This is a genomic window from Xanthomonas sp. LMG 12461, assembly GCF_009192935.1.
GTDB lineage: Bacteria > Pseudomonadota > Gammaproteobacteria > Xanthomonadales > Xanthomonadaceae > Xanthomonas_A > Xanthomonas_A sontii.
In genome coordinates this window covers 21341-41948 of record NZ_NQYT01000071.1, presented here as the reverse complement: position 1 = coordinate 41948, position 20608 = coordinate 21341, and the positions used below count along the sequence as shown (strand labels likewise).

14 protein-coding genes are annotated in these 20608 nt (G+C 71.2%); 2 read left to right on the top strand and 12 right to left on the bottom strand.

The window, feature by feature from the left end:
• Window positions 1-393: 393 nt before the first annotated feature.
• The 8 genes from dxs to CEK68_RS17820 form a co-directional block, all read right to left on the bottom strand.
• Window positions 394-2307, bottom strand: coding sequence for a 1-deoxy-D-xylulose-5-phosphate synthase (gene dxs, locus CEK68_RS17855; protein WP_152240185.1), 1914 nt, complete (start codon window positions 2305-2307; stop codon window positions 394-396).
• Between the two features lie 150 nt (window positions 2308-2457).
• The gene (locus CEK68_RS17850; protein WP_026143548.1) at window positions 2458-3117 is read right to left on the bottom strand and encodes an HNH endonuclease; all 660 of its coding nucleotides are present in this window, start codon (window positions 3115-3117) and stop codon (window positions 2458-2460) included.
• A gap of 112 nt (window positions 3118-3229) precedes the next feature.
• The gene (locus CEK68_RS17845) at window positions 3230-5014 is read right to left on the bottom strand and encodes an acyl-CoA dehydrogenase C-terminal domain-containing protein (RefSeq protein ID WP_152240184.1); all 1785 of its coding nucleotides are present in this window, start codon (window positions 5012-5014) and stop codon (window positions 3230-3232) included.
• Window positions 5015-5117: 103 nt separating this feature from the next.
• Window positions 5118-5765, bottom strand: coding sequence for a response regulator transcription factor (locus CEK68_RS17840; protein WP_017911263.1), 648 nt, complete (start codon window positions 5763-5765; stop codon window positions 5118-5120).
• An 88-nt stretch (window positions 5766-5853) separates the two neighbouring features.
• Entirely contained in the window at window positions 5854-6573 is a 720-nt protein-coding gene (locus CEK68_RS17835) for a sensor histidine kinase (protein WP_017915806.1), read from the bottom strand.
• The gene (locus CEK68_RS17830) at window positions 6570-9806 is read right to left on the bottom strand and encodes a serine/threonine-protein kinase (RefSeq protein ID WP_152240183.1); all 3237 of its coding nucleotides are present in this window, start codon (window positions 9804-9806) and stop codon (window positions 6570-6572) included. Before CEK68_RS17830 ends, CEK68_RS17835 begins: the two co-directional genes overlap by 4 nt.
• Complete coding sequence (locus CEK68_RS17825) at window positions 9803-10654, bottom strand: FHA domain-containing protein (RefSeq protein WP_152240182.1); 852 nt, start codon at window positions 10652-10654, stop codon at window positions 9803-9805. The genes CEK68_RS17830 and CEK68_RS17825 overlap by 4 nt, the downstream gene beginning before the upstream one ends.
• Before the next feature lie 46 nt (window positions 10655-10700).
• A complete protein-coding gene (locus tag CEK68_RS17820) occupies window positions 10701-11537 on the bottom strand; it encodes a DUF6689 family protein (RefSeq protein ID WP_152240181.1) in 837 nt (278 codons plus the stop codon).
• 234 nt (window positions 11538-11771) lie between these two features.
• On the opposite strand from CEK68_RS17820, the gene CEK68_RS17815 reads away from it, so the two are divergent.
• Window positions 11772-13175 carry a S8 family serine peptidase gene (locus CEK68_RS17815; RefSeq protein ID WP_017912698.1) on the top strand — a complete coding sequence of 468 codons (1404 nt, stop codon included), beginning with the start codon at window positions 11772-11774 and terminating at the stop codon, window positions 13173-13175.
• A 631-nt stretch (window positions 13176-13806) separates the two neighbouring features.
• A complete protein-coding gene (locus CEK68_RS17810; RefSeq protein ID WP_152240180.1) occupies window positions 13807-16287 on the top strand; it encodes a S8 family serine peptidase in 2481 nt (826 codons plus the stop codon).
• 302 nt (window positions 16288-16589) lie between these two features.
• Here the strand turns inward: CEK68_RS17810 and CEK68_RS17805 are convergent, their stop codons facing one another.
• The 4 genes from CEK68_RS17805 to CEK68_RS17790 are packed head-to-tail and all read right to left on the bottom strand — an operon-like array spanning window position 16590 to window position 20449.
• Window positions 16590-17588: an HlyD family secretion protein gene (locus tag CEK68_RS17805; protein ID WP_017916032.1), complete on the bottom strand. Its 999-nt coding sequence runs from the start codon at window positions 17586-17588 to the stop codon at window positions 16590-16592.
• 8 nt (window positions 17589-17596) lie between these two features.
• Window positions 17597-17803 (bottom strand): DUF1656 domain-containing protein, encoded by a 207-nt coding sequence (locus CEK68_RS17800; protein WP_017909051.1) that lies wholly within the window; start codon window positions 17801-17803, stop codon window positions 17597-17599.
• Window positions 17787-19955: an FUSC family protein gene (locus CEK68_RS17795; protein ID WP_152240179.1), complete on the bottom strand. Its 2169-nt coding sequence runs from the start codon at window positions 19953-19955 to the stop codon at window positions 17787-17789. The genes CEK68_RS17800 and CEK68_RS17795 overlap by 17 nt, the downstream gene beginning before the upstream one ends.
• Entirely contained in the window at window positions 19952-20449 is a 498-nt protein-coding gene (locus CEK68_RS17790; RefSeq protein WP_017909053.1) for a MarR family transcriptional regulator, read from the bottom strand. The genes CEK68_RS17795 and CEK68_RS17790 overlap by 4 nt, the downstream gene beginning before the upstream one ends.
• Between the last annotated feature and the right edge of the window lie 159 nt (window positions 20450-20608).

Sequence of the window (20608 nt, the reverse complement as noted above, 5' to 3'; positions counted from 1 at the left end):
GCGTGTCATCATTCCCGAGTATGCGGGGTGGGGTCGGGCGGGCGCGCGGCCGGCGTTGCGTGGCGCAGCGCCTGACTGGCCGTCAGGTCAAGCCGCGCGGCGCCGGCCGCGCGCCTGCCAGGCCCAACCCGAAGGGCCGCGATTGCGCGCGCCCATGGCCGCGTCATCGCTCGGGCGTGGACGGACGTCCACTTCCTCGCTCTTCCTTGCCACAGGCGCGCGCAATCGCGGCGCGGCATGCTCGGGGATTGATGACACGCCCTAGGTCACGCGCTGGAGACGCCGGCGCAATCGGAAGCGGCATGCGGCACATCGAGAACCGTGCGCAATGCCGCAAGCAGGCACGGCATGCGCCAACCGCCGTGCCGTTGCTCTGCTCGCAATCGCGACGGGTCAGCCCGCCGCAGTGCGCGGTGCGCTGGCGTTGGTGCCCAGCTGCGGCCAGCGCTTCAACACCGCGGCACGGATGCCGGCGGCGTCGATGCCGGCTTCGGCCAGCAATTGCTCGCGGCTGGCGTGGTGCTGGAACGCGTCGGGCAGGCCCAGGTGCAGCACCGGGCGCAGCACGCCTTCGGCGTTGAGCAGCTCGGCCACGCCGGAACCGGCACCGCCGGCCACCACGTTGTCCTCGATGGTCACGAAGCCTTCGTGGCTCTGCGCCAGCTCCAGCAGCAGGGCGCGGTCCAGCGGCTTGACAAAGCGCATGTTGACCACGCTCAGGCCGAGCTCGCGGCCGACCTGTTCGGCCGCCGCCAGGGTCGCGCCGAACGCCAGCAGCGCCACCGTGTGGCCCTGCGCGCGCACTTGCGCCTTGCCGATCGGCAGGGGTTCCAGCGTGGTCCCGGGGGCGATCCCGGGGCCGGTGCCGCGCGGGTAGCGCACGGCGGCCGGGCCGGCATGGCGCAGGCCGGTGCTGAGCAGTTGCCGGCACTCGGCTTCGTCGGCCGGCGCCATCACCACCAGGTGCGGCACGCAGCGCAGGAAACTCAGGTCCAGGTTGCCGGCATGGGTGGCGCCGTCCGGGCCGACCACGCCGCCGCGGTCGATCGCGAACAGTACGTCGAGCTGCTGCACCGCCACGTCGTGCACCAACTGGTCGTAGCCGCGCTGCAGGAAGGTGGAATAGATCGCCACCACGGGCTTGGCGCCGTGCACGGCCATGCCCGCGGCCAGGGTCACCGCGTGCTGCTCGGCGATGGCCACGTCGAAATAGCGCTGCGGGTATTCCTTGCTGAAGCGCACCAGGCCCGAGCCTTCGCGCATCGCCGGGGTGATCGCCAGCAGCGCCGGATCGGCCGCGGCCATGTCGCAGATCCAGTCGCCGAACACGTCGGTGTAGGTCGGCGCCTTGGCGCCCGGCTTGGCCACCAGGCCCTTGCTCGGATCGAACGGGCCCACGGCGTGGTAGCCGATCTGGTCGCCCTCGGCCAGCTCGTAGCCCTTGCCCTTGGTGGTGATGACGTGCAGCAGCTGCGGACCCTTGAGGGTCTTGAGCGTCTTCAGCGCGCCGAGCAGCGCCGGCAGGTCGTGGCCGTCGATCGGGCCGGTGTAGTGGAAGCCCATTTCCTCGAACAGCGTGGACGGCACGAACATGCCCTTCCAGTGCTCTTCCCAGCGCCGCACGAAGCGCGCGGTGGGGTTGCTCTTCTTGTCGCCGAGGATCTTCTTGCCGCCCTCGCGGATGGCGTTGAGGGTCTTGCTGCCGCTCATCCGCCCCAGCATCTTGGTGACCCCGCCGACCGCCTCGGAGATCGACATGCGGTTGTCGTTGAGGATCACCAGCAGGTTCGGTTCCGGATCCATGCCGCCGGCGTGGTTCAGCGCCTCGTAGGCCATGCCCGCGGTCATCGCGCCGTCGCCGATCACCGCCACCACCTTGCGCTCGTCGCCCATGCGCTGCAGCGCCACCGCCATGCCCAGCGCGGCCGAGATCGAGGTGGAGGAATGGCCGACGCCGAAGGTGTCGTACTCGCTTTCCTCGCGCTTGGGGAACGGCGCCACGCCATCGGCCTGCTTGACCGTGTGGATGCGGTCGCGGCGTCCGGTGAGGATCTTGTGCGGATAGGTCTGGTGGCCGACGTCCCACACCAGTTGGTCGACCGGTGTGTCGTAGAGGTAGTGCAGGGCGACGGTGAGTTCGATCACGCCCAGCCCGGCGCCGAAATGGCCGCCGCTCTTGCCGACGCACTCGATCAGAAAGGCGCGCAGTTCCTCGGCGATGGCCGGCAGCTCCGATTCATCGAAGCGACGCAGTTCGGCGGGGACCTGGATGCGCGAGAGGCGCGGATAGCGGGTGGGGTCGATCATCGGAATGGAGGTTCAGCGGACCTGTCATTTTCCTCTCCATTCCGGGCACGCGCAATCAACCCGTTCAGTCGCGGGCGCGTGGATGGTCGGTTTCGGCCGGGGTGCGGCAATCCGTCGCAGCGGGCGTGAGGGCGGCGTGAGGCCGCGCAGCTACAACGAGAGCTTGGAACGCTTCGGCAACTGCGCCTTCAGGAACGACATCTGGTCGGCCAGGATGTTGCGGTTGGACAGGATCAGATGCTCGATCCAGCTCGGCCGGTACGGCACTGCCAGCAGCGGCATCGACGCCTGCTGCGGGGTGCGGTTGCCCTTGCGCGAATTGCAGTGGAAGCACGCGGTGACCACGTTCTCCCAGATGTCACGGCCGCCCTTGGACACCGGCAGCACATGATCGCGGGTCAGTTGCGGGCGGCTGAACTGCTGGCCGCAGTACAGGCACAGTTGCGCGTCGCGGGCGAACAGCGCGGTATTGGTCAGGGTCGGGGTGGGGTCGAGCGCACGCGCATGCGCGTGGCCGCGCGCGGCGATGATCGGATGCAGCTCCAGCACGCTGCGCTCGCCGCTGGCGCGACAGATACCGCCGTGGATATGCAGGCACGGCTCGCCGAGAGTCCAGGCGACCGCGCCGCGTGCGTACAGGCAGGCGGCGTCCTGCCAGTTGATCCAGTCCAGCACGCGGCCATGCGCGTCCAGCGACAGCAGCCGGACCGAAGGCAGGTGGGAAGGGGACGCCGCAGGCGACGGGACCGCGGCCGAGGCGCCGCAGGCCCCGGTATCGATCAGACCAAGCGTTGTTGTGTCTGTCTCCATCGGGAAGACAGCTTATACCCGATTGGTGACGGTTTGTGTATCGGTCGCGGCGGGCCGTGCGGCCCCGGCACGGCGTGCATGCCGGGGCTGCGTTCGGACCTGGATGTGCGACTCAGAACTGCGCGTCGGCCAGCGTCATCAGCGGCGCGGCGCCGCTGTCGATGGCCGCGGCGTGGGTCAGCGTGCGCGGCAGCAGGCGGGCGTAGTAGAAGCGCGCGGTCTCGCGCTTGGACTGCTTGAACGCCTCGCCGTGCGCCGAGGCCTCGGCCGCGGCGACGCTGCGCGCCCACCAGTAGGCCAGCACCACGTAGCCGGAATAGAACACGTAGTCGTAGCTGGCCGCGCCCAGTTCCTCGGGATTGCCGGCGGCGCGCTGCAGGATGCGCTTGGTCAGCGCCGCCCACTCGGCGGCCTTCTCGCGCAGCGGCGCGACGAATTCGGCCACCGCCGGGTTGTCGGCGTGCTCGGTCAGGAAGGCCTCGATCTGCGCCAGGAACAGCTTCAGCCCCGCGCCCTGGCTGGACGCGGTCTTGCGCCCGATCAGGTCCAGCGCCTGGATGCCGGTGGTGCCTTCGTACAGGGTGGTGATGCGTGCGTCGCGCGCCAACTGCTCCATGCCGTGTTCGTGGATGTAGCCGTGGCCGCCGAAGCACTGCAGGGCGTGATAGGTGTTCTCCACCGCCCACTCGGTCTGGCAGGCCTTGGAGATCGGGGTGAGGAAGCTGACCAGCACGTCGGCCTGCTCGCGCTCGGCCGGGTCCTGCGCGCTGTGCGCGATGTCGATCAGGGTGGCGGCATGCAGCGCCAGCAGGCGGCTGCCTTCGGTCAGCGCCTTCACCGTCAGCAGCATGCGGCGCACGTCCGGGTGCACCAGGATCGGGTCGGCCGGCTTCTCCGGCAGCTTGGCGCCGCTCAGCGAACGCGACTGCAGGCGCTCGCGGGCGTAATGCAGCGCGTTCTGGTAGGCGCGTTCGGACAGGCCGATGCCCTGCAGGCCGACGCCGAGGCGCGCGGTGTTCATCATGGTGAACATGGCCTGCAGGCCCTTGTGCGGCTGCCCGACCAGGTAGCCCTCGGCGCCGTCGAAGTTCATCACGCAGGTGGCCGAGCCGTGGATGCCCATCTTGTGCTCCAGCGAGCCGCAGCGCAGCGCGTTGCGCTCGCCGACGCTGCCGTCGCGGGCGACCTTGAACTTCGGCACCACCAGCAGGGAGATGCCCTTGGCGCCGGCCGGCGCGTCCGGCAGCCGCGCCAGCACCAGGTGCACGATGTTGTCGGTGAAGTCGTGCTCGCCGGCGGTGATGAAGATCTTGGTGCCGCTGACCGACCAGCTGCCGTCGGCGTTGGGTTCGGCGCGGGTCTTGAGCAGGCCCAGGTCGGTGCCGCAGTGCGGTTCGGTCAGGCACATGGTGCCGGTCCAGCGGCCATCCACCAGCGGTTTCAGGAACACCTCCTGCTGCCAGGCCTCGCCGTGCTGCTTGAGCGCCTCGACCGCGCCGTGCGACAGCAGCGGGAAGTTGCCCCAGGCCAGGTTGGCGGCGTTGACCATTTCGTTGAGCGGCACGCCGAGGGTGTGCGGCAGGCCCTGGCCGCCGAACTCGGCGGCAGCGGTCAGCCCGGTCCAGCCGCCCTCGGCGAACTGCCGGTAGGCCTCGCGGAAGCCTGGCGCGGTGGTCACCGCGCCGGTGGCCTTGTCGAGGGTGCAGCCGTGCTCGTCGCCGACCCGGTTCAGCGGCGCCAGCACGGTGCCGGTGAAGCGCGCCGCTTCCTCCAGCACCGCGTCGATCAGTTCGGCATTGGCGTCGGCGTGGCCGAGGCGGGCGAACAATGCCTCCACCTGCAGCACGTCGTGCAGCGCGAAGCGGAGATCGGTCAACGGGGCTTGATAGGTGCTCATGCGATCGCTCGTGACGAGGGCCGCGGCGCGGCCGAGGTGCCCAGGATACTATGGCGTATGGAGTATGCGCAGCCGCGCCGAGCCCGCCGGTGCGCGGCGCCGTTCAGTCGAGCAGGCCGTGGCGGACCGCGTAGCGCACCAGTTCGGCGGTATTGCGCATGCCCAGCTTGTTGAGCACGCGGAAGCGGTGGTTCTCGGCGGTCTTGACGCTGATCTGCAGCACCCGCGCGATCTCCTTGGTGGTGCGGCCCTCCACGATCAGGTGGAACACCTCGCGTTCGCGCGCGGTCAGGCTGCGGTAGGGATCGGGCGGCAGCGCCTGCGGCTGCTGCATCTGCGCCACCAGTGCCTGCGCGGCCTGCGGCGAGAAGTGGCCGCGGCCGGCGTGCAGGTTGCGTACCGCGGCGATCAGGTCGGCGCTGGCGCTGTCCTTGAGCAGATAGCCGGAGGCGCCGGCGCGCACCGCGTGCAGCACGTATTCGTGTTCCTCGTGCATGGTCAGCACCAGGATCCGCGCCAGCGGCACGGTCTCGCACAGCCGCCGGACCACGTCGATGCCGTTGAGCCGCGGCATCGAGATGTCCACGATCGCCACATCCGGGCTGGTCGCCTCGGCCTTGGCCAGCGCCTCGATGCCGTCGGCGGCCTGCGCCACCACCTGGATGCCGTCGATCGCGTCGAGCACGGCGACCAGGCTTTCGCGCACCAGGGTGTGGTCGTCGGCGATGAGGACCCGGATCGGCGCGCTCATGCCGGTGCGCTCCAAGCGCGCCGACAGGCGGGATGTCGCGGCGTGTGCAGCGTCGCGCGGGTGTCGGGGCGGGGCAGGGCGATCACGTTCAATCGGCCTCCAGCGGGACCCGGATCTGCACGCAGCAGCCCTCGCCCGGGGACGATTGCAGGCGCAGGCTGCCGCCGCTCAGGCGCAGGCGTTCGCGCAGGCCGCTCAGGCCGCTGCCGCCGGCCACCAGCGCCTGCTGCGGGTCGCAGCCGCGGCCGTCGTCGAGCACCTGCAGATGCGCCCAGCCGTCGCGGGCCACCAGCCGCAACAGCACCGACTGCGCAGCCGAGTGCTTCAGCGCATTGGTCAGCGCTTCCTGCGCGCTGCGGAACAGCAGGGTCTGCAGCGCTTCGTCCAGCGTCGGCAGCGGGCCGATCTCGACGCTGACCGGGGTGGCGCCGGCGGCGGACTGGCTGCGGCCGAGCCAGCCCAGCGCGGCTTCCAGTCCCAGGTCGTCGAGGATCGGCGGGCGCAGCAAGCGCGACATCTGCCGGGTGTCTTCCAGTGCCTGCGTACACAACTGGATGGCGTCCTCGAGCGGCGCGCGCAACGCGGCGTCGGCCGCGCCGAGCGCCGCGCCCAGTTGCGCCAGCCGGTGCTTGAGCACGGTGAGGTTCTGGCCGACGCCGTCGTGCAGCTCGCGCGCCAGGCGCCGGCGTTCGTCCTCCTGCACCTTGACCACGGCGCGGCCGAGGCGGCGGAATTCGCGTTCGTTGGCTTCCAGCCGCTGCAGCAGCAGGCGGTAGCGTTCGGCGGCGGTCGTGGCGGCGTCGTTCATGGCGTGGTCTGTGCGCGCGCGACAGCGGAACCGTCGGTGGCCTGCGCCGCGGCGCGGCGGGCGCGTTGCGCGGCGGCGTGGTCGCCGAGCGCGTCCAGGCGCTGCGCGGCCTGCGTGTGCAGGGTGGCGGCGAACAACGGGCTGCCGCGCAGCAGCAGGGCCTGCGCCTGCGCATAGCGCGCCGCGACCTGGTCGGCCGCGCCGTAGCGCAGCGCCTGCTGCAGATAGCGCAGGCGCAGCCCGGCATTGCCCAGGCGGGCGACGTCGCCCTCCAGCGCGGCGAGCGCGGGTTCGTCGTGCGCCGCGTGTACCTGGACCTGCAGTTGCAACAGGCGGGTGCCGCTGGCGCGTGCCAGCGCCTCGGCCTGGCGCAGCGCGGAGGCGGCCGCGGCGTCATCGCCGTCGCGTTCGGCCAGTTGCGCCTGCAGCAGCGCCGCACTCGCGCGCTGTTCGCTGGACACTGAGGCGGGCGCTTGCCGCTGCACCTGCTGCAGCGCCAGCCGCGCCTGCGCCGGGTCGTCCAGCGCCATCCACACCTGCGCGCGCAGCAAGGCGATGTCGGTCTGCCCGCGCTGGTCGCGGCTCTGCTGGAACAGCCGCTGCGCCTGGTCCAGTTCGGTCAGCGCCACCGCGCGCTGGCCTTGCCAGAACGCCAGTTCGGCCAGGTTGCGCCGGCTCACCGCCACTTCCTCGAGCATCTGGTGGCGCTCGGCCTCGCGCAACGCTTGGCTCAGCAGGGTCTGCGCATGGGTCCAGTGGCCGCGAGCGGTGGCCAGCAGGCCGAGATTCTGCGCGGTGCGCACGCGGCCGGTGGCGTCGTTGAGGTCCGCATAGGCGCGCGCGGCCTGTTCCCAGAACGCCTGCGCGCTGTCCAGGTCGCCCAACTGGAAATGCGCGAAGCCGATGTTGTTGAGCGTCTCGGCGACGCCGTGCGCATCGCCGATCGCGCGCCAGGCGGTCAGCGCGCCGCGGAACGCCTGCAGCGCCTGCGGGTAGTCGCCGCGCTCCTCGGCCAGCAGGCCGAGTTCGTTGGCGGCGGCGGCCTGGCCGTCGCGGTCGCCGAGTTCGACGTACAGCGCCTGCGCCTGCTGCAGCTTTTGTTCGGCCTCGGCGAAGGCGCCGCCGATGCTCAGCGTGCCGGCCAGGTTGCGCAGGCTGGTGGCGACGCCACGGCGATTGCCGACCTGCCGGCGCAGCTCCACCGCGCGCAGGTACTGCGCCTGCGCCTGCTGCGCCAGGCCGAGCCGGCCGTAGCCCACGCCCAGTGCGTTCACCGTCTCCGCTTCGCCATACAGGTCGCGGCCGCGGCGGAACAGCAGTTGCGCGCGCAGCAGGTCCTCGTCCACCGCGGTGGCGGCGTTGCCGCTGAGGATCGCCAGCTTGCCCAGCGCCAACCACAGCCGCGGGTCGTCGGGGTCGCGCTGCGCCAGCGCGCGCAGGCGATCGCGTGCCGCGTCCAGGTGGCCGGCCTGTGCCTGGATGCGCGCGACCTGCAACTGCACCTCGCTGTCGTCGGGCCGGGCCGTGGCCAACGCCTGCCAGGCGCTGTCGGCAGCGGCGAGATCGTCTTCGGCTTCCAGGCGCAGCGCCGTCAGCAGGGCCAGGGTGCGCGGCCGCGCCAGCGCCGCGGGCGCGCGCGCATCCAGCGCCTCGCGCGCCTTCTGTTCTTCGCCGATGGCTTGCGCCGCGACCACCTCGGCCAGGCGCAACGGCGCGGACTGCGGCGCCTGCGCGCTGGCCTCGGCGAACTGCTGCAGTGCCTGCGCGCTGTCGTCGTGCTGCTGCGCTGCCAGGCCGCGCGCATACGCCTGCAGTGCGGCGGGTGCGGGCAGGTCGTCGGGCAGGGTGGCGCCTTCGCCGAGCAGCGCCCTGGACGCGATCGGCAACCAGGCGGCGTAGGCCGCGGCCGGATCGGCGGCGGTCGGTCCGTCGATGCGTTGCGGCGCGCCGCTGGCCGGGTGCAGCAGCGCCTGCAGGCGCCAGCCGGCGCCTTGGTGTTGCAGGCTCGGCTGCAGCACGCGCTGCGCCGAAGCGAGCCGGCGCAGCGCCGCCACGTCCAGCGGCGCCTGGCCGGTGGGGTCGTACTGGCGCAACGCCTGCCGGGTGCGCGCGTCATCGACCACGGTCAGCGTTTCGCCGAGGCTGCCGCGCAGCCAACTGCCGAGCGCCAGGCGTTGCTCGGCGCTGCCCGGGTCGCCGGCCAGCGGCAGGACCAGCAGGCGCGGCAGCGGTTGCGCGGCGACCACCGGCGGCGGGGCGCTGGCGCGTTGCGCCTGCCACCGCCAGGCACCGACGCCAAGCAGGGCAACACCGGCGAGCGTCGCGGCCAGGCCCAGGCCGAGCCGGCGCCAGCGCCGGCGATCGCGCGGCAGTTGCCGACGCTCGATCGCCACGATCACCTCGCCGGCGTGCTGCAGGCGGTCGCGCGGCTGCGGGCGCAGCAGCCGCTGCAGCAACCGCACCAGCCAGCCCGGCACGTCCGCGCGCAGCCGGTCCACCGGCGGTGGCTCGCGCAGCATGCGCTGGGCCAGGGTCTCGGACAGGGTGCCGCCGGCGAACGGCACCTGCCCGGCGAGCATTTCGTAGAGGATCAGGCCCAGCGCGTAGAGGTCGCTGCGCGGGTCGAGCGCGTCGCCGCGCGCCTGTTCCGGCGACAGGTAGGCGGGCGTGCCGATGACGTTGCCCAGGGTCGCGCCGAGACCGCTGCTGGCCATCGAGCAGGCCACGCCGAAGTCGCTGATCAGCGCATCGCCGCCACGCTGCAGCAGGATGTTGGCCGGCTTGAGGTCGCGGTGCACGACGCCGCGTGCATGTGCCGCCTGCAGGCCGCGGGCGATGTCGCCGGCGATGCGCAGGGCGGTGTCGACGTCCAGCCGTTCCTCGCGCTGCAGCCGCGCCTCCAGCGACTCGCCGTCCACGTAGTCCATGCTGATCAGCCAGCGCCCGGCGTGTTCGGCCAGGTCGTGGATGCGCACCACGTGCGGGCTGGACACCTGCCGCGCCAGCAGCAGTTCCTGGCGGAAGCGGGCGAAGGCCTGCGGCCGTTGCGCCAGTTCCGGGCGCAGCAGTTTGACCGCGACGTCGATGCCCAACGCCTGGTCGTGGGCCAGGTACACCAGGCCCATGCCGCCGATGCCGAGCAAACGCTCGATGCGGAAGCGACCGGCCAGCACGTCGCCCGGGGTCAGGCTCTCCTGCGCGTAAAGGCCGGTGGCGGTGGCCGCATCGCTCATGCCGGCCCAGGCCCCTGTTCCGCACCGGTGTCGCGCAGCGCCTGGCGTGCGGCGATCCACAGCGCGGCGCGCTCGCAGAAGGCCTCGAGCAACTGCATGTCCAGCGCGCCGATGGCGCTGCCGGCGCGGCGGCTGTCGGCATAGATCGCGCCGAGCACGCGGGTGCCGTCGCGCAGCGGCAGGCACAGCAGGGTGCGCAGGCCGGCGGCGCAGACCGAGGCGCGCTCGGCCAGCCACGGCACGCCACCGACGTCGTGGGCCACGGTGGCCTGGCCGTCGCGCAGGGCGCGGTGCAGGGCGCCCTCGCTGCCGGGGAGGCTGTGCTGCAGCGGCAGCGGCCCGATCCCGCGGCTGGCCGCGACGCGCTGGCCGTGCGCCTCGGCCAGGACCAGCAGGCCGCGTTCGGCCTGGGCCAGTTCGACCACCGCGTCCAGGCTGGCGCCGAGCAGATCGTCGAGTCCGCCGATCTGGGCGAGCCCTTGGGTAAGGGCGGTGGCGCGATCGCAGCGGGCGCGCTGGCGGCGCTCGGCCAGTTCCGCATCGGCCGGGCTGAGCGGGGCGAACTCGGCGTAGATGTCGCCGAAGCGCAGCCAGGTCGCGGTCTCCAGCACGATCGGCGCGGCCACGCGCACGCCATCGCGGAAGCTGCCGTTCTTGCTGCCCAGGTCGTGCAACTGCCAGTGGCCGTCGGCCAGCGGCTGCAGTTGCGCGTGCCAGCGCGACACCGAAGGGTGTTCCAGCGCCAGCGCGTTGTCGGCCGCGCGGCCGATCGCCAGGGTCTGCCCGGCGGCGAGCAGCAGCGTCGGTGCCGGCGCGTCAGGCAGGTAGGCAGTCAGGCGCGCGGGCATCGCGGCGTGTCCTCCGTCGCGGTGGGTGCGACCGGTCCCGCAGCGCTCAAGGCGCGTAGAGACGTTGGTAGTCGATGGAGAAGCGCAGCGTCGCGGCGCCGGCCAGCAGTTCGCCGGCGGGGTTGCCTGCGCTCATGCCGGCGTTCCAGGTTTGCGCGATGCCATGGCCGGCGCGCGACGACACCTGCTCGCGGAACCCGTCCAGCGCGACCGTGGCGGCGGTGTAATCGGCATTGGCCAGGGCGCTCTGTACGCTGTTCAGCATGGCGGCCAGCGGCGCCGCCTCGTTGGCGGGCAACTGCGCCACCAGCGCCTGCAGCCGGTTCAGCTTGGCGGCCAGCACGTTGGCGGTCGGGCGCAGGTCGTGGAGCACGATGAACTGCGAGAAGCCGCCGGTGGTGCCGCGGGCGCGGACGCTGCCCGGAGCGATCTCATCGGTGATGTCGCGGAAATCGCCGCCCTCCGGGGCCTTGAACAGGCGCAGGGTGCTGTCGGCGGTATAGGCCAGCGCATGCGTGTGCAGCTCCACATGCACGACGCGCCGGAACGTCAGGCCGCCGCTCGGTGGCGGTGTCACCGTGATCAGCAGCGGCAACTGCGACGGCACCTGGCCGGTTTGCGTGCTGGGCAGCCGCGGCAGCAAGGCCGTGACCTGGGCCGGGGTCAGCAGTTCTGCGCTCAGACCGAGGTTGGCCGGGCTGAGACCGCTGGCGTTGTCGAACTCCAGCGTCAGTTCCGCGAGCGGGTGCGGGCCGGCGCCGATGGCCGCCGTCGCCACATTGCCGCTCACGTCCACCTGCACCGGCAGCGGTTGCGCGGCGAGCCCGCCGCACGCCGCGACGGCGCAGAACAGCAGGCAAACCCTTGCGAACATCGTGTGCATCTGAAACCCCCTGTTGCATGTGCCGGCACTGCGCACCGCGCCTGCGTTCCGCCCGGCACCGCGGCGCGCGGCAGCGGCCTTCGTCCCGATCATACCGATCCGTACGGGCGATGCACGCGGCCCTGGGTGTTTCCACCCACGTGCAGTAGGGGCGATCCCGGATAGGCGCCACCGCGCGGCCGCGTCAGGCTGCAGTCACCCGCCCGTCCCGGGCCCACCAACCGGAGATTCCAGATGCCCATCCGTCGTCCCGCACTCGCCATCGGCATTTGCGCCGTGCTCGCCAGCGGCGTCTTCGCTGGCGGCAAGGCCGAAGCCGCCGCGCATCTGGACAGCCTGCTGGAGTCCAAGCTGGCCAGCACGCCGCTGACCGACGAGTTGCAGATCGTCATCACCTACAAGCAGTCCAAGCCGGTCTCGGCGGCGCAGCTGACCGTGTTGCACGACCTGGGCATCACCCGCGGCGTCAGCATGCAGACCCTGCCGATCGCCGGTGCGCTGGCCACGCCGGAGGAGATCCTGGCGCTGGCCGAGCGCGACGACGTCGCTTCGATCTACTACAACGCCCCGCTGCGCTACTTCAACCAGGACGCGCGCCAGGCCACCGGGGTCGACCGCGCGCAGAGCAATCCGGGCGACTTCGGCCGCACCGTGCCGTACACCGGCCGCGGCGTCGGCGTGCTGATCAACGACTCGGGCATCGATGCCACCCACCGCGATCTGGCCTATGGCGACCGCGTGGTGCAGAACGTGCTGGCCAACACCAATCTGCACAATCTGAACTCGATGCTGCCGGTCACCTACCTGGAGGGCGTGCCGAACACCGACGCCGGTTCCGGCCATGGCACCCACTGCGCCGGCACGGTCGGCGGCAGCGGCGCGCAGTCCGGCGGCAAGTACCGCGGCGTGGCGACCGGCGCCAGCCTGGTCGGCTACGGTTCCAGCGGTGTGCTGCTGGTGCTGGATGCGGTGGGCGGCCTGGACTACGCGGCCTCGCACCAGAACAGCTTCAAGGATCCGATCCGCGTCGTCAGCAACTCCTGGGGCACCTCCGGCAAGTTCGACCCGGCCGACCCGGTCAACGTCGCCACCTACGAGCTGTACAAGCGCGGCATCGTCAGCGTGTTCGCCGCCGGCAACGACGGTCCCAAGGAAGACACCCACAATCCGTACGCGCAGGCGCCGTGGGTGATCTCGGTCGCCGCCGGCAACGTCGACGGCACGCTGGCCGACTTCTCCTCGCGCGGCAAGGCCGGCGAGCGCGATACCTTCACCACCGCCGACGGCAAGAGCTGGACCCACATCAACCAGCCCAGCATCACCGCGCCGGGCGTGGACATCATCTCCACCCGCGCCTCCACCGGCCTGTTGCCGCCGCTGGCCGCGCAGAAGGACGAAAAGCTGATCGCGCCGGCACAGCTGCCGTTCTACACCACCATGAGCGGCACCTCGATGGCCACGCCGCATGTGGCGGGTGTGGTGGCGCTGGTGCTGGAGGCCAATCCGAACCTGACCCCGGACCAGGTCAAGGACCTGATCGAGCGCACCGCCACACCGATGGCGGGACGCGCGTCCTGGGAAGTCGGCGCCGGTTATCTCAACGCTTACTCGGCGTTGCGCGAAGCCAGCAAGAAGTGACCGGATCGGGCGGACGCCAGCGTCCGCCCGATCCGCTGCAAGCGCAGTCGATCGCCGTGTCGTTGCTTGCGATGCAGTCCGGAGGCCGCCGTTCTTCGACCAAATGAAGCGCCGTCCGATCGACTGCTGTCGTTGACGTTTTCGCGGTTGCCTTCGATCACGCTGTCGCCGTTCGGCGGCGTGGTCGGCAGCCACCGCGATCCCCCGTGCTGGACGTGCGGGGTTCCACCGCTCCCCGGAATGGCGTCCGGGAATCGGAATGGGCCCCGCACGTCCCGCATTCCTTTCGGCCGCACCGCGCGCCGATGCGCCGGATCGGGCACGCCGCTCCCGCCCCCTGTTTTTGCCGCATGTCGGCGCCCTCTGCCTGCAATGCACTCTGTTGCCGTTCCAGCCGCGGTGTTCGCTGGGTCGGGTGGCATGCCCCGGCGTGTGGCTCGCCGTGCAGTGCCGACTGCCGCGAGCGGCGACAGGGGAGCGCACCCTCCAATCCCGTGGTAGTTGCATGCGCCGCGGCTGAGTGTTTCCACCCGGCCGGCCTGGGTGCGATACCGGATTGGCCGCGCATCGGCGCGCCCGGCACGCTGCGGTGGCCGCCCGCTACGGGCTTCGACGATCCGGAGATTCCGCAATGTCCATTCGCCGTCCCGTTCTTGCCGTCGGTATCTGCGCCGTCCTCGCCGGCGGTGTGTTCGCCGGCGGCGACGCCCTGGCCGCCGCCCATCTCGACCAAGTACTGGAAGCCAAGCTCGCTGCTGCGCCGGCCGGCGACGCACTGCAGATCGTGATCACCTACGATCAGTCCGGGCCGGTCTCGGCCTCGCAACTCACCGCGCTGCATGCGCTGGGCATCACCCGTGGGATCACCATGCGCACGCTGCCGATCGCCGGCGCGCTGGCCACGCCTGCCGAGATCCGCGCGCTGGCGCAGCGCGACGACGTCGCCTCGATCTACTACAACGCACCGCTGCGCTATTTCAACAAGGAAGCCCGCGAGCTGACCGGCGTGGACCGCGCGCAGGGCAATCCCGGCGATTTCGGCCGCGCGCTGCCCTACAGTGGCCGCGGCGTCGGGGTGATGATCAACGACTCCGGCATCGATGCCACCCATCGCGATCTCGCCTACGGCACCCGCGTCGTGCAGAACGTGCTGGGCACCACCAACCTGGCCAACGTCGATGCGATGCTGCCGATCACCTATGCAGAGGGCGTGCCCAATACCGACCTCGGCTCCGGCCATGGCACGCACTGCGCCGGCACGGTCGGCGGCACCGGCGCGCAGTCCAACGGCGCCTATCGCGGCGTGGCGACCGGCGCCAGTCTGGTCGGCTACGGATCCGGTGCGGTGCTGCTGATCCTGGACGCGGTCGGCGGTCTGGATTATGCGGCCACGCATCAGTTCAGCTTCAAGGATCCGATCCGCGTCACCAGCAATTCCTGGGGCTCCTCCGGCAAGTTCGATCCGCAGAATCCGGTCAACGTCGCCACCTACGAGCTGTACAAGCGCGGCATCGTCAGCGTGTTCGCCGCCGGCAACGACGGCCCCAACGAGGACACCCACAATCCGTACGCGCAGGCGCCGTGGGTGATCTCGGTGGCCGCGGGCGAGAAGGATGGCACGCTGGCCGACTTCTCCTCGCGCGGCAAGCGCGGCGAGAGCGGCAGCTTCACCATGGCCGACGGCAAGACCTGGACCTATCTCAACGAGCCGACGATCACCGCGCCCGGCGTGGACATCGTCTCCACCCGCGATTCCACCGGCGCGTTGCCGCCGCTGGCCGCGGACAAGGACAGCAAGCTGATCGCCCCGGCGCAACTGCCGTTCTACACCACCATGAGCGGTACCTCGATGGCCACCCCGCACGTGGCCGGCATCGTCGCGCTGCTGCTGGAGGCCAATCCGGACCTGACCCCGGACCAGGTCAAGGACCTGCTCGAACGCACCGCCACCAACATCCCCGGGCGCACGTACTGGGAGGCTGGCGCGGGCTACGTGAATGCCTATGCCGCGCTGTTGGAAGCCAGCAAGCAGCGCAGCGGCTTCGGCAAGACGGTCAATTCCCTGCATCAGTTCTACAGCAATGCGCTGGTGCTGCCCGGCGGCAGCCAGCCGTTCGAGGTGGCGTTCTCGCCGGTGGGCACGCCGCAGACCCAGTCGTTCACCGTCGGCAAGGACGTCGCCTGGGTCAGCGCCAAGGCCACCATCGACGCCAACACCCAGGCATTGGTGCTGACCGATCCAGACGGCGTCAGCCATGGCTCGCCGGTGGCGTTGCCGTTGCTGGGCAGCACGGTCAGTGTCGGTGCGCCGGGCAAGCCGGGCACCTGGACCATCAGTGTGCGCGGCATCGGTTCGATCAGCGGCGTGCCGGTGGCGCCCAAGGGCAGCAACGGCATCGCGGCCCCGGGCACGGTGCGCGGCACCCTGGATTTCCTGCGCAGCGGCGGCTACACCGGCCTCAACGACGTCGCCAGCGGCGACCGCGATCGCGGCGCGGTGGAGTACGCGGTCGGCAACCGCCTGATGGACGGTTACGCCGATGGCTTGTTCCGCCCGCAGAATCCGCTCAAGCGCGCGGAGTTGGCGCGCTATCTGGTGATGGGTGCCGGCGTGCGCCAGGCGCTGCCGGCCACGCCCAGCTTCAGCGGGCTCGGCCGCAACGACCCGGCCTATCCGTTCGCCGAGGCGGCAGTGGGCAAGGGCGGGGTGCTGCGCGACCTGCAGCAGAACCAGGCCGCGGTGATGGGGCTGGTCGCCGGCGATTTCCGTCCCAACGACGCCGTCAGCAAGCTGCAGCTGGCGTATTCGCTGGTGCAGGCGCTGGGCCTGCAGACGCAGGCGCTGGCCTTCGACGGCACGCTGTCGGTGAGCTACAACAACCAGCGGCTGCCGATCGAGGACGTGGCGGCGATCCCGAGCAACCTGCGCGGCTACGTGCAGCTGGCGCTGGATGCCGGCATCCTCAACGCGCGCTTCGCGGTGACCCAGGGGCCGCAGGACCTGCAGCCGACCCTGCATGCCTACTTCGATCCGGGCAGCACGGTGTCGCGCAGCGGCTATGCGGTGATCGCCGGGCGCTTCCTCGGCGTCAACCGGCAGGCCAAGGACTGAGGACTGCGGTGACCGCTGTGACAGCATGCGCGCAGGTGCAAGGCCTGCGCCGTGCTGGTTTCCTGCGGTAGGCGTCTGCTGCCGCTACGAGCGCGCCACTGGCAACCCGTTGTTGCCGCGGCTCGGCGGGATCTGTCCTTGCAATGTGTGGGAGCGGCTTCAGCCGCGACGCGGTTTGCCAGTAATGCCCGTCGCGGCTGAAGCCGCTCCTGCAAATGACGTTTCGTCGTTGTTGGAGCTGCCCCGAAAACCGCTCCTACACCTGAGCCTCCCTGATCGCTAGGAGCCCCATAGGCGCGGCATCAGTTTTCCCGCGGATGCACGCTGACCGTGGCGGTCATGCCCGCAGCGAGCAGGGTGCCCTGCGGCACGCTGGCCGGATCGATGCGGATGCGCACCGGCACGCGCTGCGCCAGGCGGATCCAGTTGAAGGTGGGGCTGACGTTGGCCAGCAGCGAGGTGCCGGTCGGATTGTCGCTGTCGGCGATGCCGCGGGCGATGCCCTCGACCTGGCCGTGCAGCATCAGGCCGCCGCTCATCAGGCGGATGTCGGCGCGGTCGCCGACGTGGACCCGCGGCAGCTTGGTTTCCTCGAAATAGCCGTAGACCCACATCGCATCGTCGCGGACCAGCGCCAGGCGCGCACTGCCGGCCTGGGCGTAGTCGCCGACGCGCACTTCCAGATTGGTGATGTAGCCGTCGGCGGTGGCGCGGACCTGGGTGCGCTGCAGATCCAGCTCGGCCAGGTCGAGCGCGGCCTGCGCCTGTTCCACCGATGCCACCGCCTGCGCCTGTGCCGCGGTGGCCTGGCCGCGCAGCGCCGCGCTGCGGTGCACGTCGGCCTGCGCCGAACGCGCGGTGGCTTCGGCGTCCGAGCGCGCTTCGGCGGAGATCACCGCGGCGGCACGCGCGCGCCGTTCGGCCTGGGCGCGGCGCATCTGGAATTCCGCTTCGCTGGCTGCCTGGGTGGCGGCCGCTGCCGACAGGCTGGCGCCGGCCGCACGCGCCTGCGCCTGCGCGACCGCAAGGTTGGCGCGGGCCTTTTCCAGGGCCAACTCGTAGCGCTTGCGGTCCACGCTGAACAACAGGTCGCCGCGTTTGACATGCTGGTTGTCGCGCACGGCGACCGCATCGACCAGGCCGGACACGTCCGGCGCGATCCGCACCACTTCCGCGCGCACGCGGCCGTCGCGGGTCCAGGGCGAGAGCATGTAATGGCGCCACAGCGCATGCGCCAGCAGGGCGGCGACCAGCACCACGACGGCGGTCAGGGCGAAACGGATCAGGGCAGGGGTCTTCATGGCGGGACTCACGGAAGAAGGAGCAGGCCGAGCGCGGCGAAGGCGCCGACGTAGACGGCCAGACGGAACAGGGAGGGATGCCAGGCGTAGCGGTACAGGCCGGCGCGGCCGGCGACCGCGTCCAGCGCCCAGGCCACCAGCAGCAGGGCCAGGCCCAGCACCAGCAGGCCGGGCACGTATACCCCGGCGATCGAGAGTTCAGCGGGCAGCAGCATCGTCGGCTCCTGGGGTGGCGGTGGTCGGCGCAGGCGTATCGGCCAGCGCGGCGAGAACGGAATCGGCGTCGAGCAGCGCGCCGCGCAGCAGCAACAAGTGCTCGCGGGTAGGCTTCCAGCGCAGCGGGACCGCGCCTTCCACCTGGCTGGCGGCCAGCGCCGCCTCCACCCGCTGCAAGGCGTGTCGGTGCCTTTGCGGGCTGGGATCGAGATACAGGTCGGCCAGCGCCTGCACGGCGGCCTCCACCGCGGTGGCCAGGGCCGGCGGCAGCGTGCCTTCGGCCGCATCGCGGCGCAGTTCGACCAGGGTGCGCCCGGTTTCATGCACCGACAGCGCCCAGCCGAGCAGGTCGCGCAGTTCGTCGCTGCCCGGCGGGGTGTGCGCGACGATCTGCTGGAACAGGTCGCGGTTGACGCTCTCCAGTTGCAGCGCCAGCCCCGGCAGCGGCGCACGCGCGGCCAGCGTGGTCTGCCGCCGCAGCCGCTCCAGCAGGCGCCGGCGCTGCCAGCGGGTGCCGATCACCGGCGGCACGAATACGAACGTCGCGCTCACCGCCAGCGTCCCCAGCAGCAGCGGCACCACGCTGTTGAAGGTGGCCGCGGCGTTGAAGCTTGGCGTCGGCTGGACCGCCAGGATCGAAACGAAGGCCAGGTTGGCGCCGGTGGCGAAGCCGTACAGCGCCGGTTTCGAGGCCAGGTACAGGGTCACCAGCAGGAACGGCAGGGTGCCGGCGACGAACAGCACATAGCCGTCCATCTGCGGCAGCACCAGCAACTGGCACACCACGCCGAGCACGATGCCGAACACGAACCCCTTGAACAGCGAGCGCGCGGCAGCTGGCGCGTTGGCGCTGGACGACAGGATCGCGCTCAGCGCCACCGCCTGGAACACCGCGGTGGCGCCGCTGATCCAGCCGGCCTGGATCCACAGCCAGCACATCGTCGCCACCAGCAGCGCGCTGCGCAGCGCGGTCAGTGCGGCCGCGGCATAGTCGTTGCCGCGCACGAACACCGCGGTGTCGCCGCGGTCCTGCGGCGTGCGCCACTGCTGCGGCGCGACCAGGGTCGCCTCGGTGGCCACGTAGTCGTGCAGGTCGGCGAAGAAGCGCCGCAGCAGCGACACGCCGGTGTCGAATCCCTCGTGCCGTGCCGCCGGCAGGGCCACGCGTGCCTCGGCCGCGCGCGTCGCCAGCGCATCGCGGCACGCCGCCAGCTTGCGCGCGGTCGCGGCCGCGCCCTCGCGTCCGCCGCGGTCGCTGAGCGCGGCCTTCAGCGGCCGATACAGGCCGATCAGCGCCTCGGCCACCTCCGCATCGCCGCTGCGCAGCAGCCGGTTGATGTAGTGGTGCAGCGCCTGGAAGCTGGTCGACACCGCCATGAAGCGCTGGTTGAGCAGGCGCAGGCGGCCGCTGCGCACCCGTGCCTCCGGATCCTCGAACACCACCGAACTGCGCAGGTCCTCGATGGTCACCGCGTCGCGCACGAAGCGCAGGTGCGCCTGCTCCATCGCCTCGCGCGGCAGCTGCCCGCCGGTGGCGTCGCGGACGAAGTCCAGGAAGCCGTCGGACGCGCGGCGCACGGTGTCGCGCAGGGTCTGGCGCAGCCGGCTGGGAAACACCACGTCGCTGACGATGCCGGTCACCAGCAGGCCCAGCACCACCTCGGTCACCCGCGCCACCACCAGGTTGAACACGTTCTGCGGCTGGTTCACCGCCGGCAGCGCGATCAACGCCACCGTGTAGCCGGACAGCACGAAGGCATAGGCCTTGAAGTTGCGGTAGAGCAGCGCGCCGCCGGTGCAGGCGCCGATCCACAGCGACAGCGCCAGCACGAACAGCACCGGCTCCTGCGGGAACAGCGCCACCATCGTCAGCGCCGCGACGCTGCCGATCAGCGTGCCCAGCACCCGGTAGAAGCCCTTGGCGAAGACCATGCCGGTCTGCCGGTGCATCACCACCACCACGGTGATCATCGCGGTCATTGGCGAGGCCAGGTCCAGGCGCAGGGCGATCCAGCCGGCCAGATAGATCGACAGCAGCGTGCGCAGCACGAACAGCCAGGCCTCGCCTTCGCCGCGCAGGGCGTCGGCCAGCAGGGTGCGCAGGCCTGGCGCTGCCTCGGCAGCGGCGGCGTTGGGGTGTTGCGCGCTCATGCGGCGTCCTCGACCCCGCGCAGCAGGGTCTTCAGCAGCGCCTGCAACTGCGCCAGCGCCGCCGGATCCAGATGCTGCACATACGTGTCGAGCTGGGCGGAGAGGTCGGGGATCAGCGCCTCGATCAGGCGCTCGCCGGCCTCGGTCAGCCGCAGCAGCAGCATGCGCCGATCCTCGGCACTGGGCATGCGCTGGATCAGGCCCTTGTCGACCAGCTGACTGGTCAGACGGGTGATGTTGGCCGACTTCTCGCCCGCCGCGTCGCTCAGCTGGGACGGGTTCAAGGTTCCGTCGGGGCTGGCGTCGATCATCATCAGCACGTTGTATTCGGCGTAGCTCAGGCCATAGGGCCGCAACACCTCGTTGCTCTGGTCGAGGCTGAGCTTGTGCAGCAGCTTGATCAGCCGCAGGACCAGCGCGGCTTGCCGCGGGAAGTGCGGATGCTTGCGGGCGGTCACGTCCAGGCGCTGCTCGGTGGCGGCGAAGCGACTCATACGCGGCTCGATGATTTGTACATGTGTAAATAATACATTTATGTATTAATTTTGCGGTAACGTCGGCTGAACGCCGCCCGCTGAAGGGGGCAGTCCAGGAAAAACGCGCGGACATGCCTGCGCCGAGGGCGCAGCGCATTAGCGTGGCGTGCGGCAGGT